A 16679-nucleotide genomic window follows, 5' to 3' on the forward strand; every position below is an offset into this window, starting at 1 on the left:
TTTCCTATTGCGCGATAGCGGGTTGCGTCTTGACGACACGCTCGACGGACGGTGACGTCGTGTTGGTTTCAGGGTTGATGCCGACACGATCGTAGGCCTCGTTGAACACGCACAGCACATCCCCTCCCCGCCGCAGAATGAACTTGCGGCTGATGGCATGAACCAGCACCAGATTGCCGTCGACGGATTTTGGAACCAGGCCCTCGGTGCCGTCGGAGTTTTCCATGTAGATCGCCGGCATTTCCTGATTGCCGGCAAAGGCGAAAGTGGTGACTTTGCCGTTGTCATAGACGGCCTGAGGTTCGAGTGACACGGAACCTTGCGCCGAATAGCGCCAGTTTCGCGGCCCATAGGCCTCGTGGAGCGCGAGCACCTGGTCCGCCCGACCGGCCTCAGCAGCCTGGGCACGGGCGGCGGCCTCCTGACGGCGCCGGTCCGCCTCATCGGCCGGGTAGCGGTACTTCACGTAAAAATAGGTGTTCTGTCCGGCTTCGACCGTTCCGTCCCGCACCGTCAGTTCCATCTGATAGCTGCGGGTCGATCCGTCGCGCCTGGCCGTCACAACCGAGATATTGGTCACCGGCTGATGTTCCCGCGGCTTCAGGAACAGGATGTTGCCGGCCGGCGCCACCTCCCATGCAACGCTGTTGCCAAGGGCGACATGGGCAATCTCCTCGTCGGCGGCAAACTCGATCTGCACCGACGACCGCAACGTCCCGACGATCCGTGTGATGTTGTAGGGCTGATAATCGACGAAGCGGATACGGCTGTCCTTTGATGCGCCGCGGGGAATTTCCAAGGCAACCGCCGTCGATGAAAGACCAAAACTCAGAACAGAGGCGATCAGTAATATCTGTTTCAATCGACGGCCTCCGGATCGGCGCGATATTCGCTTACGGCAAAGCCCAGGGGATTGACCAGCCGGTCGGTGGAGGACATCGGCGCGATGACATAGGAAAAGGTGAGCGTTGCGACCCAGTGCGTGGTGCGCACGTCGTCTCCGCGGGTGTTCGTGCGCATGTAGCGCACGGAGGCCACGTTGGCATTGATCAGGGAGATCGAAACAATGCTGATGCGCGCCGTCGCGCTGCGGCCGTAGATATTCTGCGGAGATTGCGGATTGCTGCCGCGGTAGACACTCGCAAAACGCGTCTGCTCCGGCTGCGTGGAGAGCAAGGCAACGATCCGGAAATTCTCCTCGGCCTCGCTCCAGACATAGCCTTCTCTCGCGCGCACATACTTGGCAGCGAAATATTTGGTGACGGCCTCATCATAGCTCCCGGCGGCCGACGTCAATGCGGAGACGACGTCGACGATGCCGGTGGAGTTGTCGACGCGGACCACGAAGGGCTCGACCGTTTTCAACGGGGTGAGCCCGGCAATGGCGAAGACGGAGACGACGGCCACGATGCCGGCACAACCAGCGACGAACCAGGCGATGCGGGCGGAACGCTCCACCTGGATCAGCCGATCCTGATCGAACCGGCGCGCCTTGTCGAAGTAGCTCTTCAGATTATCCGGCGTCACCATGTCACTTGCCCTTGCACGGACGGTAAGAACCTTCGACATCGAAGTGTGCGAAGGCGGCTGGCGTGGCCGGGGCCGGTTGCTGCGCGTAGGAGGCGGCATGGCTTGCCGGGGCGGACGCAGGCTGCTTCAGCTTGCCGTCGTCCTCGCGTTGCCACATGGCCCGGTTCAGGGGCCGGCGGAAGTAGCCGTCACATTTGGGAAGCGGGTGTGTCATCGAGCTGCAGGCGGGAAGTGCCCCGGCGATGAGAAACAATGAAACGATGCGAAGCATGCGCACACAACCTGTCCGTTTCTTGAGGGGAGCGGACGTCATTTTTCCCCTCCCGGTCTGAGACGGCGCGAAACCGGGCGGGCTCCTCGCCCGAGCGCTCTTGCCGAATGCGAGGCTGCCCAGGCAATCGTGCTTTCGTGAGCGTCGCGAGCAGCGCCGTAGCCGTAGGTCAAGGATGCCCCGCCCGCGGCGAGAGCCGACGCAATACCGGGCAGCTGATAGAAGACGTAAAGCGCTGCAAGGCAGATCGCGCAGAGCGCGATCGGGCGCATCAGCACGTCGGAATAGCTTTCGATCGCCGTGAAGGTCGTGTCGACGCAGGTGATCAACAACGAACCGATCGCAACGACTAGGACCTGGAGGATGACGAAATTGGCAAGCTGCGCAATCCAGGACTCGGTGAAGCGGCGAGTGGGCTGGAACATTGCAAGCGCAATGAAGATCGGGCCAATCGCAAGCACGATGGCAAGGGCCAGCCGCGCATAGAGGGAAACGATGTAACCGATCGCCGCGACAATAAAGCTCGCGCCAATGACCATCATCCCGCCGATGCCGGTGACGATGTCGACCGGCCAGGACGCACGGGCCCAGATTTCCTGGGCGCCCTTCTGACCCTTGTCGAGCAGGCTGTCGAACGTAGAGGCGCTCGGCGCGGTGCCCGAGTTCAGCGCCTCGGAAATCTCTTTGGGCAGCGTCTCGAAGAACAGACCGGTGACATAGGTCTGGTACTCGCTGGCGTTCCTTACCAGCATGACGATGATTGCAAGCTTCATTGCCCGAAACGCAAACTCAAGGATGGGCTCCTGGACGGAACCGCGCAGCACAAGGTAGCCGTAAAGTACGACGTAGAGCGTCAGCGCCGCGGTGAGCGGGCCACTCACCCAGGCGGCAATGTTTGCGGTACCCGACGAGATGAACGTCTCCAGGGGCGACTTGAACTGCCCGTCCACGAAACTGAAGACCTGATACATCTCTTAGCCTCCGGGTGACTTGCGAATTCGAAGAAGCTGCAGTCCCGCCGCCTCTGTAGTGTTGGGCGTGTCAGCATGTCTGACTAAATTGTTGCAGCACTCGGCCATGACGTTGGCGAGCAAAGCCTCATCACCTTCATCCGTCTGGCCGGCACAAACCGGCTGGGCGGACGCGATCACTGCAGGAGGGGCATGTTTCATTTGAGCGCCGCTCCCATTGCGTCCATGCGCTTGCGCCAATCCTCCGCCTTTCGCTGGTCATCGACCTGCACCTGCGCCTGCTGGACCATCTGCAAACCATGCATGCGCAGCAGGTCGGTTTGAAGAAACGCCGTTTCGGCCTGCAGCCGTGCCTGAAGATCGGCGACGTCCTTGGCATCGGCGGCGCTGGAAATCCGCTGGCGCAGCTGATCGATGCCCTCGATGCGCGTGGTGGCCGCATCATAGATCTGTTGGCCAAGGCTCATCTGCCCTGCATTCTGGTTCTGGACGCGCGACAATTCCTGGGCGTAGAAATCATTGGCGTCGGTGCGATAGGTCGAGTTGCTCTCAAGGAAATTCGAAGCGGAATTGCCGAAGACGCCGGTACCCGACCCCTTGAACAGGCCTTCGACGGCATTGAAGTCGCGTGGCAGCGCCTTGCGGATCGAAGGGTCGTTCAGCAGGCTTGCGACATCTGCCATGTTGGTGATCTTGTTCAACGACCCATAAAGCTGCTCGGCTTGCTGGAGCTGCTGGTTCAGCGTGTCGAGCTGCGACTTCAGCTGTGTGATGCTCTCGATCTGCTTTAAGATCGCCGTCCGGTCGATGACCGGAATGCCCTGTGCGGATGCCATTGCCGCCGACAGCAAGGCAGCTGCCGCCATAAGAGCAAACCCTGCACTTTTTCTTTGCATCATCCCGCTCTCCTTCTTTGCCAAAATTCCGCCAGCCAGTCCTCTCGCCGGTCACCGACCTCCGCCCTGATCGCCTCGGCGAGTTCCACGTTGGCGGTGCGGCCGGACAATATGTCGAGCTGGTCATCGAAGCCTTTGAGGTTCAGTTCTGCGACGACGCTGTTGTGTCCCTGCTTGACGATGAAGCGGCGGCTTTCGGCCGACAGTTCGCTAGCGACAAGCTCGAACTCCCGTTCGGTGAGTTTGAAACCATCGACGTAGTCGGCACGATCGCCACGCGGATTGGGAAGGAAGATCTGCGTCGGGCACTGCTCGATGATCGTGTGGGCGATCGGCGAGACAATGGCATCGCGCGGGCTTTGGGTCGCAAACAGCATGAGCCCGTTCTGTTTGCGGATCGTCTTGAGCTTGTTTTCGGCGAGGTCGCGAAAACCTTCGTCCTGTAAGGCCTTCCAGAATTCATCGATCACGATGATGATGCGGCGCCCGTCGATCAGCTGCTCGATGCGGAAGAAGAGATAGGCCATCAACGGCGTGCGGATTTCCTCGTTGTCGAGGAAATCCGTCATGTCGTATCCGATGAATTTGGCGCCGATCCCGATCTCGTCAGCCTCGTTATCGAATACCCAGCCAAGCGGCCCTCCCCTTTCCCACCGCCGCAACCGCGAGGCGATACCCTCCGGGTCGGTATTGTTGAGGAAGGCGCGCAAGGCGCCGATGGAACGCCGTTCGACCGGCAGGTCCGCCAAGCCGTCGACGGCCAAGGCGATGTCGCGCAGCTCCGTGACCGTCAGTTCACGTTTCGCCGATCCGACGAGCTTGCCGATCCACCGTGTGAGAAACGCCTTGTTTTCCGCAGTCAGCTCAAGTGCCTTCAGCGGCGCGCAGCCGGTGGCAACGCCATTCCTCACCGGCAGGTAAGCGCCACCCGCCGCCCGGACGAAAAGGTCCGACCCACGATCCTTGTCGAAAAAGACCATATGCGGATCGTGCTTTTCGAGTTGGGAGAGCATGAAGTTCAAAAGTACGGTCTTGCCGGCACCCGAGGGACCGCAGATGAAGGTGTTGCCAAGGTCGCGGTGGTGGAAGTTGAAGTAGAAGGGCGAGCCGGACGCGGTCTTCAGCAGGGCAACGGCTGGTCCCCATTCATTTCCGTCCTTGTGCCCGGTTGGATAGGAATGGAAAGGCGAAAGTGCTGCAAAATTCCGGGATGTGATGGCGCCAGACCGCGCGCGGTAGCGAAAGTTGCCGGGCAGTTGTGCCCACCAGGCCGCTTCAAGCCCGAGATCCTCGCGCGCGACGACCGCGCCGCCATTGGTAAGGTGCGAGCGGGCCTCCGCCAGATCGTCAGTGAGCGCTTTGACTGAGGAAGCGAAGACTGAAAGAGTGAGGTGATGCTCGCCGAGTACGAAGCGGTTGGATTCGAGATCGTCCATCGCAGCGTCGAGTTCTTCGGCCTGGGACGCCGCCTTGTCGCCGGCACTGACCATCTGGTTCTGCTTGCGCCCCATGATGCTGCGCGCATCCGCTTTCGAGGTGAAGGCGAAGGATTGTGCGAGGATGAGCTCGAACGGGGCCGTCAGGATGCCGTCGAGCATGCCGCTGCGGGTCGCTGCCGGATATTCCTTGAACCCGAACATCCCGGCATAGCGGCTTTCGGCCTCGTGACGGATCTCGATGGTCTCGCGGCCGAAAATCACCCGATCCGAATAGATCGCCGATGAAATCCTTCCTTCAGTCAACGCAATGGGCTCGCGCCGGCCACCCACGATTTGATGAAGGACTTCGCTCGGCTCGGAAAACAGGATGCCGTCCTGCTCGTAGAGGGACAGCACGCGAGGCTCGAAGCGTTTCAGGCCTGCGGTGATGTCGGATAGCTTGCTGCGCAGCTGCTTCAGCGCAGTTTCGTCGAGCTCGACATCGCTCCGGCGTGCCCTGCGCAGCCGGGAAAGAAGGTTCACGGCCCTTTCAGCGGGATCGCGTGCGGGATGCCAGACCAGTGAAAGATAGAGATCGTTGCGAAACAGATCCTCGCCGATCATGCGCGCGCGATATCTTGAATTCAGTGCATCGGAGAAAGGATTGGCGAATTGTCCTTCCGGATAGCCGTTGTCGCGACGGCGAATGACATGCGTCCAAAGTGCGAGGCGCTCATCGGCGATATTCCGGTAGAGAGTGTTGAGGTTGCGGTGCAGGCTGTTGAGGTCGATGACGTCCGCTGTTTCAAAGGAGACGCCTTCGAGCGCGATCATCACCATCAGCGCTCTGGTACCGAGCCCGATCGTCGTCTCGTCGATATGGCGCACATAAGGAATGAAGGTCTCCGGCCCGAGTTCCCGGGATCGAAGCGTTGCGTTCCTAGGCAAGGCTTAGGTCCCTTTCGTCATAGTGTCTGGTGAGCTTGAGCGGCGAGAGCGTGGCCCCGCCCCAATAGGAGGTGTTGCGCGATCGACCGCGGGTCTCCATCCAAGAAACCAGGATCCGGAACATGTTATGGTCGTGCTTGACGAGCGTTCGGAACATGAAATGGAAGACGACGCCGACAAGCGCATAGGCAATCGATCCCGCCGTGATGTAGAGGATCGTCGTCAGCATGATGTTCAAGCCCATCGCCTCCATGGTCACACCTGCAATCATCGCCGGCCGGGTGCAGGCCAGGAACAGGGTGTCTTCTTCGATGTCGGGAGCTGTCGCCATGTCGCTCAGCTCCCAACGATGGTGTTCACCAGTTCGGTGGCACCGAAGATCCCCCCGATGCCGATGATCCAGTAGCCGGCACGGCGCAGATCCATGTACCCGAACATCCAGGCAATGCAGATGATGATTACGGCGATGACCGCGAGCAGGCGGGCGATGTTGCCGGTCAGCATATCGACGATATTCTGCAGGACGGTTTCGATGCCTGCGGCCTGGGCGAAGGCCGGTTCGACCATGCACGCAACGATGGCTGCGGCCATCAAGGCAGAGGCAGCGACAGGGCGAAGACTGGATTTTGAAGTCATTCACTTTGCTCCGATCGATCATTCTGAAACACGAGAACCGAAGATCGCCGCCGGGAATTGAAGACGTCCCATGAGGCGGTCTCATCGGCTTGGGGAAGGCGTTTTGCGACCGCTGACACGTCCTGAATGTCTGCGGGCTTCTCGAAGCGAGCTTCCATGCGCGGCTCGGCAATGGAAAGCGACGCCAGTTTGGGGGACAGCCGGACCATTTCCTGGCGGACCTGCTCGTCATATCCGACCAGTTTGCCCAGCGACGGATCGTCTCGACCGTAATGAGACTGAAGCATGATGTTTTCCGCTTGCGCCGCATCGGCGCCTGCGCGCAAGGCAAGGCGATAATACCCATCGAGAAGAGTGGCGGTGGCCTTGAGGTTCATGCAGGGATCGAACGCATCCGATATGGAAAGCTTCAGCTCGTGCAGTTCCTCCAAGCCGAGACCGCCAAGACCGATCTGGATGTCCTGGTGAGCCGCAACAAGGGAAGTGGCGAGCTCAATGGCCTCCGCCTTCGATGCCGGCCGATCCGAAAGCGGCGGGCCACTGTTGATGCGGATGGCATAGGGCTGAAAACTACTCTCCAGGCTAACAACTGCAGCAATCGTCTCGATCGCAATGTTGGGAGCGCATGCCTGCGCAAGATCGACGAAGGCGACTGGCATTGCTTAGTACCACACCCTTTGGTTTCCGATCCCGTCAATGGTGACGTCGACGTAGTGCGGCTTCGCGCGCATATGCGGCTGCATTGTCACGTAGCGCCGGCACTGTCGCTGCCCGTCATTCCAGTGCCAGGCGGATGAATGAACTTCGCGCACGCTCTCTGAGTAGCATTCATTGTTTGAGACAGTCTGCGGTGTGGTCGAGATGCAGCTTACCTCCCGTCCGCGATCACTGTATCGCGTCGTTATGCGGTAGCCTTTGTCGCAATAGTAAGGGGCGTATCCGGGCGCAGATGCCGTAAAGCCATGGCCGTTGCAGCTCGGGAATGCGTTCCCCTTTGCAAGTTCTCGCCACAGCTTCTCAATCGGCGGTCGGCATTCGGTAAATTGCGTTGCGCCGCCGGGATTGGAAAGGCATAGGATAACCTCGCATCCCCAATCATCTGCCCGCGCATAACTCCCTGAAATGAGATATGATGGCGAGGCATTGAGAAGAGCCACGAACGTCCTGATCAGAAGGTTTTTCATGAGCCGTCCCTCCGCAATCAACACGCCAACGATGCCCGCCGGCGTCTGTGTCGTCTGGAAATTTATACAGCCTTATATTATGCAGTTAAACAGATGACAAGAGCACTCAACGTTCAATGGCACAACCTTGCCTTTTCAGCCTTCATCTTCCACGAGATTTTTGACAATCCGCTGGAGGATGAAACGCCTCAGTCGCGGTTGAAGCAGATCGGCATGATGAGTGTCCTCTACATCATGCACCAGGGACATCAGCCGCTAACGCTTTCAAATATCGTCGAAACTACGGGTTTGACGCGCACCGGCGTAACCGAAACGGTAGACCCGTTGGTTCGGCGCGGGCTCCTGACGGAGAGCTTCGTGAAGAACTCGATGGGGCGCGGCAAGGCGCGACGGTTTGAGATCGCCCCGGAGATCCTGGAGAAAATTCGCAGCTTCCAGGGGAGTTAAAACCCTGCCCAAGGCGACATCGCCGACGACTCATAGCGCCTTAATTAAGAGCAATTGCTTCGCCTTTGTCACCTGAGCCAGATAGTCGGCGCGGGCATTGTCGGGCTTCTCGCTGGCGTGATCTCGTAGGGTTTCGTTGCCTACCTCTGTGCCGCGCTTCGCTCAACGATCCTGCGCCTTGCCATCGCCGTGATCTTAGCGGTTCCCGCCGCTATTGCTGGCTATGCCCTTTGCATGGCGTCACCCGCAAAGCAGTTCCTTCTGAAATGTGGCGCCAAATCTTCTCCATTGCGGGTGGCGCATTCGTCGGTCTGCCGGCGCTCGCAAGGCTGGCCGATCCATCAACGCTCCAAATTGACCTTGCCGTATGTCCAGATTTGGGCTATGTCTAGTTCAAGACTGGAGGTCATTATGCCGCACGCGCGACGCACCGAGCCACAGGACAGGCACGAGCCGCAGCGCCTGGAAACCGACCGGTTTGCTCCGGCAATCCGCAAAAGGTTGAGCGCCCCGGCTCTGCGAACCTTCCTAGCGATCGCCGATCTTTGGGGCCTGAACGAAGAGCAGCGCTTGCTTGTGCTGGGTTACCCGTCCCGGTCGACTTATCACAACTGGGCCAAGCAAGCGCGCGAACATGGTGCCTTCACGCTGGACGTCGACACCCTCATTCGGATCTCGGCCGTGCTCGGCATTCATCAGGCGCTTGGGATCCTGTTTGCCGATGAACGCCTCGGCGTTGCGTGGCTGCGGACGCCGCATGAAGCGCTTGTTTTCGGCGGCCACCCCCCGCTCGACGTCCTGACGAGCGGAACGCAGGACGGCCTGATGACAGTTCGTCGATTTCTCGATGCGGCAAGGGGTGGCATCTACATGCATCCGAACATCCTGGACGAAACGTTCACACCTTACGACGACGGGGACATCGTCTTCCGGTGACTGATCGTTTTGCTCAGGCGCCGCGTCCTTCGTACCGGCTGATCCCATCACGATTTCCGCCAATCGGGCTTTTTGATACCGTTGCGACGGCGGCCGATCTCGAAGCCGTGATGGAGCTTACCGGATGGACCAATGACCGTCTGGTTGCCGACCGCATCCAACGACTTCCCCAGGGCGAATGGGTCTACGGCACTCCCAATTCCAGCATCGTGATGGGGGCATTTCTCCATGTTGCGCCGGGAGGAATGCGGTTTAATGGCACCGAGCTCGGCGCATGGTATGCCGCCGACGATCTCCGCACAGCCGCAGCCGAGGTTGGCCATCATCTTCGGCGCGAAGCTGTTGCGCGCGGTGTGGCGACGATGACGCGCACCTATCGAAGCTACATGGCCATCCTGCTTGGAGATTACCTCGACATTCGTGGAGAGCAGATGCTGCGGCCCGAGATCTATGACGGCACCAGCTACGCCGCGTCGCAAGCGCTTGGTGAGCAAGTGCGTTCGAACGGCGCGGCCGGCATCCTCTATGACAGCCTGCGGCGCAGAGCCGGCGTGAACATTGTCGCACACCGGCCGCGGAACATTCGCAACGTCGTGCAGGCCGACCACTTCGAGATCACCATTTCCGCCGGCGATCGACGCATTGACGTCCAAAGGCTCGCGTCCTAACGACGGAAACCTCGGGACTTTGGGGTGAAATGCGCACATTGCATCGACCTGCCCAATCCGCCTCGGACACGGCGCTTTCGAGAGCCTCCCCGAGTTCGTCCCGCGACATCGTCCCACCGGAAATGATCGGGCAAGCATCGTCCGCTGCGCGGACACGGATCGAATGCGGTGTCTTTCGGTCAGGTCACCTGCCCACCCGCATGATCAGCGCGCGGTCATTGAAGACCTATTCTCCGTCAACTCGAAGCTGTCATCTATGTTTCAAACTATAACAGTAAGTAGTGCTGGCGGTTAGTCATCCGCTACCCTAGGCAGCCAGGCGCGCTACTTCGCCATCGACGCCTCCGGATCTGACTTCTGCACGTGGTAACAACTCGGCGAGGCGGATATGTTGAGATCACACGTTTTTTGGTCCCTGCGTCCTGGAGTGGAGGACGCTCTCAGGATCCTTGCTGCTGTCGGCCTGCTGGCGATCGCCCAGGCAACCCCCACGGACGTTTGGGCCGAACCTATTCGCGGCGCTGGCTCGACTTTTGTCGCACCCGTCATGGCGCAATGGGCGGAAGATTACCGTGTCGCCCGAGCCGATGGGGGAGATTTCAGTTCTCCTGATTGGACAGTCGATTACGAACTGGTCGGCTCGCTCGGCGGCCTCATGCGGCTCGATCAGCCGGAGTTGGATTTTGCGGCGACGGACGTACCGGTTAACCCGGCCGAACTCGAAAAGCACGGCCGTCAACAGTTTCCGATGGTCTTCGGCAGTGTTGCAGTTGTCGCGAACGTCGATGGTATTGCCGCAGGTAGCCTTCGGCTATCGGGCCCTGTCGTTGCCGATATCTATCTTGGCAAGATCCAGCGTTGGTCAGACTTGGCGATCAAGGCGCTGAACCCCGATCTTTCGCTTCCGGACCTTAAGATCAGCCCACTTCACCGCACGGACGGCTCCGGCAGCACCTATGTGTTTACGGAGTATCTTTCGGCAATCAGTGCCGAATGGAGCAAGGTGCACGGCGCCGACATGCTCATCACCTGGCCCGTTGGAACGGGTGCGGAAGGCACGCGGGATTTGATCCAGGCGGTGAAGAGCACCAAAGGTGCCATCGCCTACGCCGAATACGGCCAGGTGGAACGCACCGGTCTCCCCTTCGCCTCGCTTCAGAACAAGTCCGGAAATTTCGTCAAGCCGGGAGCCGAGGGCGTGCAGGCCGCCGTCAACGCAGTCGCCTGGGACAAGACCAAGCATTTCCACGTCTCGCTCACTGATCTGCCGGGAAAAGACGCCTATCCGATCACAACGGCGACGTTCGCCGTCGTTCCGGTCGCCGGACGCTCCGGGGATCGTTTCGGCCGGGTTCATGACCTCTTCCGCCTGGCGTTCAAGAATAGTGCGGCCGCGACCAAGCTCGGCTACGTGCCGGTACCGGCCCGGCTCGTTGATCAGATCGAGCAATATTGGGCAAGGACGCGGGGCGCGAGCAACTGAGAATACCGGTTCCTGCATTTTCCGGTACCCACGGGACCGGATCATAGAAGGATCGGCCGATTTGGACGCGCCGAAACAGGCGCTTGCAGGGGGCAATCAGCATGAACGTCGATATCTTCAAGGACATTCTTGTGCCGGTCATTGGCGGGTTGGGCATCTTCATGCTTGGCCTGGAATTCATGTCGAACGGTATCCAAGCGCTTTCGGTCGCGAAGATGCGCGCTTTTTTGGCGAGCGCTGCCGGTACGCCGATCAAGGGCGTTTTGGCTGGAACTTTGATCACCGGCGTCATCCAGTCTTCGACGGCCATGACAGTCATGGTGGTCGGCCTCGTTAACGCCGGTGTAGTCGCACTTCGGCCGGCCATTAGCGTCATCATGGGCGCCAATATTGGCACGACCCTCGGCAATGGCCTGATCGCTTTGCCCCTCGGGCCACTCGGCCTGATCCTCGCCGGCATCTTCTCGCTGGTCTATTGCTTCTCGAAGAGCGAGAAGGTTCGCAATATCGCGCTCGCCTGCATGGGCTTCGCGCTAATCTTCTACGGTCTCAATCTGATGACCGGTGGTCTGCGTCCCTTGCGCAACATGCCGGAGGTGATGGATCTCTTGTCCACACTGACCGCCGACTCCTATTTCAACCTTTTGAAGTGCGTTCTTATCGCCGCACTCGTCACCGCGATGATCCATTCTTCTTCCGCTACCATCGGCATCGTCATGGGGCTTGGCGCCGCCGGCATCCTCGATTGGACCACCGCCGTTGCCTTCTCACTCGGCGCTGACCTTGGCACTACCATCACCTCTTGGATCGCCTCGCTCAATCTTTCCAAGAATGCCAAGCGTGCCGCCTACGCGCATATCTCGTTCAACATCATCGGCGTGTGCATCACCATCCCGCTGTTCTTCGTGTCGATCGAGGTGTTGCGCTGGGCGATGCAGTTCTTCGGCGGGGATCCGTCGATCCCGGTAGCCGTCGATGGCAAGGAAACCTTCCCTCTGGTGCCGGTCGCCGTCGGCCTGTTCTCCACTTTCTTCAACGTCTTCAACATGCTGATCTTGTTTCCCTTCATTAGCGTGTTCGAGCGCGTGCTATTGCGTGTCGGCCGCACCGACGCAGAAGACATCGAGGACTACTCGACCCCGAAATTCCTCGACCGAAAGCTGGCTGGTGATTTCGCCAAAGCCATTCCGGCCGTCCAGCAGGAAACCGCCCGCCATTTGGAAGCGGGCGCTATGTTTCTCAACATCGCCCGGTCGGAAAAGACAGCGCCGTCCGATCCCGGCGAGCATTATCTCGCCACCGATATTCTCAGCCGGGATATCCGAGCCTACACTGCGTCGCTGATGAAAGAGGACCTTCCCTACGAGCAACTCGATTTGGTCGCCAGCCTGATCGAAGAAGCCGACTTTACGGCTGCGCTGACGGAATCCATGCATCAGGTCGCCCGACGCGTAAGGCGCGAGAAGTTCAGCCAACCGGCGCAAGAGATTGTCAATCAGGCGCTCAACAAGCTGGATGCAGCGCTGCAAGAAATCATGCCGGACCACGGCATCAAGAATCCTCTCATGCCTGCCGGCCATGTCAGCTATTCCGAGGTGGAGGAGCTCCGTGCTCGCACGCTGGCGCTTGGCCCCAATGCCGGCGCTGGTGAACGAGGGACGATTCTTGCCCTTCTCGGCTCGATCGAGCGCGCCGAACTGCTCATACGCCGCATCGATGCCGAGCGGAAGTCGGTCAACCGGCAGAACGTTCTTGCGCGTGCGGCCCAGAAGCAAGAGCAATCCCGGCCGCTGAACGAGGGTGGTTTCAGCCCCATGCCGGCCGAGTGATCTTCACCTTCGTGACGCGCTAGCCAATGTCTCGCGCGTGATTTCGTGAAGTGCGTTAGCGGCCGCGACCTCTTCAAAGAGACTTGCGCCAATTTGCTCAGGGATTCATTCCAGGCTCTGCAACAAACTGCGCTCCGATATCCGACGATCTGAGCGACCTGCCGTTGCTCAGATCGCAGCTTCACGCCCACGAACAAAACAGCGCGAAGGCGATTTGGCGTTCGAAGAATCCATCGAAGATTTCAACACCGCCAGCGCCGCCCTCCCAAAGAAAAATACCGCGCTCGTCCACTACCGATACACATTCATGTGCGGCTTGTTGCAATGCATAAGGTCGTCAGTTTGCGGAAGAACCCCGTGACTGCAGTCGCGGAGAAGGTTTGAAATGCAGCCACCCTCAGCGGCTCGGTCGATGTGGGAAGTCAGATGCAGATCGAACGGCAGCGTGAACGGGCATGAAGCCGCTTGGTTTGCGACGCATCGCAATCGCCTCGCGCCTGATCCTGTTTGGTCTCCTCAGGTCGACAGACTCGCCTCGAATGGCAGATCCAAGGCCGCCTTAAACGCATGAGATGAAACAATCAGTCAGCGGATGCGTTGGTGACGTCATCGCGTGAGTGGCGTTCAGGCTGGGGCATTGGCGCCAGCCAACTCTTTCACCGCCGATATGCGCACCCTCGGGGATGTCGGAGGAGGACATCATGACCAATGTCTTGAATGCGGAGAAGCGGCTGCGAAAGGTTCTGCGCGGCCGGCCATACAATGTGAACGAATTCGCCAGGAAATACCGGCTCGATGAGCAAGAGGCAAAGCGCCTCTACGAGAAGTTCGGACCATCCGCCACCGACCTTGACCTTTTGATGTCCGCGAAGTGTAGCGCGTCTCGCAAACCACCAACCTGCGATCTTTGAAACGCGGGACCAAAATCCGCATTAGCTCTCCCTCGCTGCAATAACAATTCGAGGCTGCTGGATTTCCCGGCGACGTTTTGTCGGCAGTGGTGTCATCTGTGCGAAAACTTATGCCTCGCTCGTGACCAGGCGTAAGTCGCGTTCTCTGGTCCTCGACCGAGATCACATTCGGTGCCACTGGTCGCGCGTCCAGGAAGCCTGAGCAGAAAGCGTGGCGCCCTTCATTGAAATCAAAGCATCATTGAACATGAATTATACTTCTGGCTGATTTCTGATTTCAGCAACGCGAAGCACCACTGTTGCGCATCATAGAAGTTTTTGGAGCAGCTTTTGCAATCCGGGTTGACCCGCTTCCCGAATGGCGCCCTTCATTGAAAACCAGCGCGTCTTACGGACGGATTTTTCAGGAAAGGATTTGGCGACAGACAGCGCCTCAAGCAAATGGACTTTCACCCGATAGCGGTTACGGCTGCCGTCCTTGAAATAGGTAAAGGTTCCGAAGACCTCGTCAGAGACGACGCCGGTCACGCCAGCCTCTTCGAACGCCTCGCGTTGTGCCGCGGATCTTGAATTCTCACCAGGCTCGATATGCCCTTTCGGAAGGCCCCAACGTCCGCTGCGGCGGCTGCCCACCAGAAGAACCCTGATCTGACCTTTCCTGTCGCGGCGCAAACAGACGGCGCCGGCCTGGTGCACATCGTCTACGTCCGCAGGTGTTTCCGGCTGCGATAGCGATCGATCCTGTAACATCGTCGTCCTTTGATGGGCGCATGCTCGTCAAGCGGACGGCACCCTGGTGAACGGGTCAACTCGAATCCAGCCTCGGCAAGATCGACCTTTTCCGCTATAATGACATGCTCAGATGTCGCCTTCATGATACCGTGACACGGCTGAACTATCTGCTGGCTTCGAACGAACCTTGGAGATCATCCTTGGCTGCCGAAATCGAATTGAAACTCGAGCTGTCACCCGAAGCGGTCAAAGAGCTGCTCGCTTCCGAATTTCTCGGAGAGCCCGAAGACGTCCTCAGCCAGCACTCGACATACTTCGACACGGCCGACCATCAGCTCTTCAAGGCAGGTTTCACCCTGCGTATCCGCCGCACCGGCGAGGCCTTGATGCAGACGGTAAAGGCGACAGGATCAAGCGCCTCTCTCTTCGCACGGTCGGAGTGGGAGACTCCTTTAACCGCGAACACGCCCCAGTTAGATCATTCCAGTCCGCTGCAAACCGAGTTCGGACCTGACCTTGACGTCGCTCCCCAGTTCGATGTCCAGGTTGACAGACGGGTCTGGAACCCGAGCGAGAACGGATCACAGATCGAGGTGGTCGTGGACCAGGGAACCGTGATCTCGGGAGAGCGGAGAACACCAATCTGCGAGGTCGAGCTTGAGCTGAAGGACGGTGACCACCAAAATCTGTTCGTTCTCGCAAGGCGGATCGAAGCCGTTGCGCCCGTTCGTTTCGGCGTTCAGTCCAAGGCGGGCCGTGGTTATCAGCTCATCGGGCCGCAGCAGTTCATGTTCAAGGCAGAACCCATCGATCTGGACCGGAACATGAACACGGTCAGATCCTTTCAAACCATCGCGCAATCCTGCTTCCGGCAATTCAGGCTGAATGAGGATGTGCTCCTTTGCCGGAGGAATGCTGAGGCTCTCCATCAGTCGCGCGTGGCGCTGAGACGCCTCCGCTCTGCCTTTTCACTCTACAAGCCGCTGCTTGCCGATGCAGAAGCAGAGCGCCTGAAGGACGAGCTCCGGTGGCTGGCAGGAACACTAGGCGACGCCCGAAACCTGGACGTTCTCCTCGTCAAGGCCAAGGATGACGACATGCATGACCGGCTGAAGAGTGCACGCAACGCCGCCTATGACGACGTCGTCGACGCCCTTCAGTCCTCGCGCGCCCGTTCCCTGATGCTCGACTTCAACGAATGGCTTCACTGCGGTGAGTACCTCGACCGGCCGGAGATCGCCGATGATCGCAATGGGACGGCCGTCGACTTCGCCTGTCAGGCGCTCGACCGGATGCGCAAGAAGCTCAAGAAGCATGGCCGTGCCCTTGCACAGGTTGACGACGAACAACGTCACGAGGCCCGTAAGGATGCTAAGAAACTGAGGTATGCAGCCGAGTTCTTCGGCTCGCTCTTTCCCGACAAACGCGGCGTGCGCCGCCACAAGCGGTTCATTTCGGCGATGGGCGACCTGCAGGATCACCTTGGCGCTCTGAACGACCTCGCAACAGGGCCAAGCGTCTTGAAGAAGCATGGTCTGGAAGATCATCCGGCTGCGAGCTCGGTCATCTCGCATGCCGACAAGCAAGACTTGATCGATGCAGCACAGACGGCGCTCGACGACGTCGTGGATGCAAAAAGGTTCTGGCGTTGAATGGTGAAAAAAAGCCCGCCGGCGGCGGGCAAGAGAGCGGTCTGGTCAAGGGGGAAAAACGCCCAACCAGATGTAAGCACTCTATTCGGTTACCGTGACAGTTCCGTGTCGCTTCCCGAAATGAAACAGTGATATGTTGCTTCTAGCTTGAAACTGGCGAGGAGAAT

The 16679-nt window shown here is 59.3% G+C and carries 18 protein-coding genes; 7 read left to right on the forward strand and 11 right to left on the reverse strand.

Annotation, left to right across the window (positions count from 1 at the left end):
• Positions 1 to 4: 4 nt before the first annotated feature.
• The 10 genes from virB9 to ISN39_RS14290 all read right to left on the reverse strand — a co-directional run bounded on the left by virB9 (position 5) and on the right by ISN39_RS14290 (position 7854).
• Complete coding sequence (gene virB9, locus ISN39_RS14245) at positions 5 to 862, reverse strand: P-type conjugative transfer protein VirB9 (protein ID WP_194727957.1); 858 nt, start codon at positions 860 to 862, stop codon at positions 5 to 7.
• A complete protein-coding gene (locus ISN39_RS14250; protein WP_194730206.1) occupies positions 859 to 1530 on the reverse strand; it encodes a virB8 family protein in 672 nt (223 codons plus the stop codon). The genes virB9 and ISN39_RS14250 overlap by 4 nt, the downstream gene beginning before the upstream one ends.
• Before the next feature lies 1 nt (position 1531).
• Positions 1532 to 1801 (reverse strand): hypothetical protein, encoded by a 270-nt coding sequence (locus tag ISN39_RS14255; protein ID WP_194730207.1) that lies wholly within the window; start codon positions 1799 to 1801, stop codon positions 1532 to 1534.
• A gap of 38 nt (positions 1802 to 1839) precedes the next feature.
• Positions 1840 to 2772 (reverse strand): type IV secretion system protein, encoded by a 933-nt coding sequence (locus tag ISN39_RS14260; RefSeq protein ID WP_194727958.1) that lies wholly within the window; start codon positions 2770 to 2772, stop codon positions 1840 to 1842.
• A 197-nt stretch (positions 2773 to 2969) separates the two neighbouring features.
• Complete coding sequence (gene virB5, locus ISN39_RS14265) at positions 2970 to 3668, reverse strand: P-type DNA transfer protein VirB5 (protein WP_194730208.1); 699 nt, start codon at positions 3666 to 3668, stop codon at positions 2970 to 2972.
• The gene (locus ISN39_RS14270) at positions 3668 to 6034 is read right to left on the reverse strand and encodes a VirB4 family type IV secretion system protein (protein ID WP_194727959.1); all 2367 of its coding nucleotides are present in this window, start codon (positions 6032 to 6034) and stop codon (positions 3668 to 3670) included. The genes virB5 and ISN39_RS14270 overlap by 1 nt, the downstream gene beginning before the upstream one ends.
• Positions 6027 to 6365: a type IV secretion system protein VirB3 gene (locus ISN39_RS14275; RefSeq protein WP_194727960.1), complete on the reverse strand. Its 339-nt coding sequence runs from the start codon at positions 6363 to 6365 to the stop codon at positions 6027 to 6029. Before ISN39_RS14275 ends, ISN39_RS14270 begins: the two co-directional genes overlap by 8 nt.
• A 5-nt stretch (positions 6366 to 6370) precedes the next feature.
• Positions 6371 to 6670, reverse strand: coding sequence for a TrbC/VirB2 family protein (locus ISN39_RS14280; RefSeq protein WP_133940766.1), 300 nt, complete (start codon positions 6668 to 6670; stop codon positions 6371 to 6373).
• The gene (locus ISN39_RS14285; RefSeq protein WP_194727961.1) at positions 6667 to 7329 is read right to left on the reverse strand and encodes a transglycosylase SLT domain-containing protein; all 663 of its coding nucleotides are present in this window, start codon (positions 7327 to 7329) and stop codon (positions 6667 to 6669) included. The genes ISN39_RS14280 and ISN39_RS14285 overlap by 4 nt, the downstream gene beginning before the upstream one ends.
• A 3-nt stretch (positions 7330 to 7332) precedes the next feature.
• Positions 7333 to 7854: a hypothetical protein gene (locus ISN39_RS14290; protein WP_194727962.1), complete on the reverse strand. Its 522-nt coding sequence runs from the start codon at positions 7852 to 7854 to the stop codon at positions 7333 to 7335.
• Between the two features lie 93 nt (positions 7855 to 7947).
• Between ISN39_RS14290 and ISN39_RS14295 the strand changes: the two genes are divergently transcribed.
• From ISN39_RS14295 to ISN39_RS14320, 6 genes are all read left to right on the forward strand, one after another.
• A complete protein-coding gene (locus tag ISN39_RS14295; RefSeq protein WP_194727963.1) occupies positions 7948 to 8301 on the forward strand; it encodes a MarR family transcriptional regulator in 354 nt (117 codons plus the stop codon).
• A gap of 411 nt (positions 8302 to 8712) precedes the next feature.
• Positions 8713 to 9237 (forward strand): antitoxin Xre/MbcA/ParS toxin-binding domain-containing protein, encoded by a 525-nt coding sequence (locus ISN39_RS14300; RefSeq protein WP_194727964.1) that lies wholly within the window; start codon positions 8713 to 8715, stop codon positions 9235 to 9237.
• Positions 9234 to 9905, forward strand: a complete 672-nt coding sequence (locus tag ISN39_RS14305) for an RES family NAD+ phosphorylase (protein ID WP_194727965.1) — start codon at positions 9234 to 9236, stop codon at positions 9903 to 9905. Before ISN39_RS14300 ends, ISN39_RS14305 begins: the two co-directional genes overlap by 4 nt.
• 388 nt (positions 9906 to 10293) lie before the next feature.
• Positions 10294 to 11388, forward strand: a complete 1095-nt coding sequence (gene pstS, locus ISN39_RS14310; protein WP_194727966.1) for a phosphate ABC transporter substrate-binding protein PstS — start codon at positions 10294 to 10296, stop codon at positions 11386 to 11388.
• Between the two features lie 101 nt (positions 11389 to 11489).
• Positions 11490 to 13217: a Na/Pi symporter gene (locus tag ISN39_RS14315; RefSeq protein WP_194727967.1), complete on the forward strand. Its 1728-nt coding sequence runs from the start codon at positions 11490 to 11492 to the stop codon at positions 13215 to 13217.
• A gap of 701 nt (positions 13218 to 13918) precedes the next feature.
• Positions 13919 to 14128 (forward strand): hypothetical protein, encoded by a 210-nt coding sequence (locus ISN39_RS14320; protein ID WP_194727968.1) that lies wholly within the window; start codon positions 13919 to 13921, stop codon positions 14126 to 14128.
• Positions 14129 to 14434: 306 nt separating this feature from the next.
• Here the strand turns inward: ISN39_RS14320 and ISN39_RS14325 are convergent, their stop codons facing one another.
• Complete coding sequence (locus ISN39_RS14325; RefSeq protein ID WP_348651958.1) at positions 14435 to 14824, reverse strand: NUDIX hydrolase; 390 nt, start codon at positions 14822 to 14824, stop codon at positions 14435 to 14437.
• 236 nt (positions 14825 to 15060) lie between these two features.
• Here ISN39_RS14325 and ISN39_RS14330 point away from each other — a divergent pair, with 236 nt between their 5' ends.
• On the forward strand, positions 15061 to 16512 hold the full coding sequence (locus tag ISN39_RS14330) for a CHAD domain-containing protein (RefSeq protein ID WP_246763217.1): 1452 nt from the start codon (positions 15061 to 15063) through the stop codon (positions 16510 to 16512).
• The last annotated feature ends 167 nt before the right edge of the window (positions 16513 to 16679 follow it).

Origin of the sequence: Rhizobium sp. 007, from assembly GCF_015353075.1 — a bacterium.
Classification (GTDB): domain Bacteria; phylum Pseudomonadota; class Alphaproteobacteria; order Rhizobiales; family Rhizobiaceae; genus Rhizobium.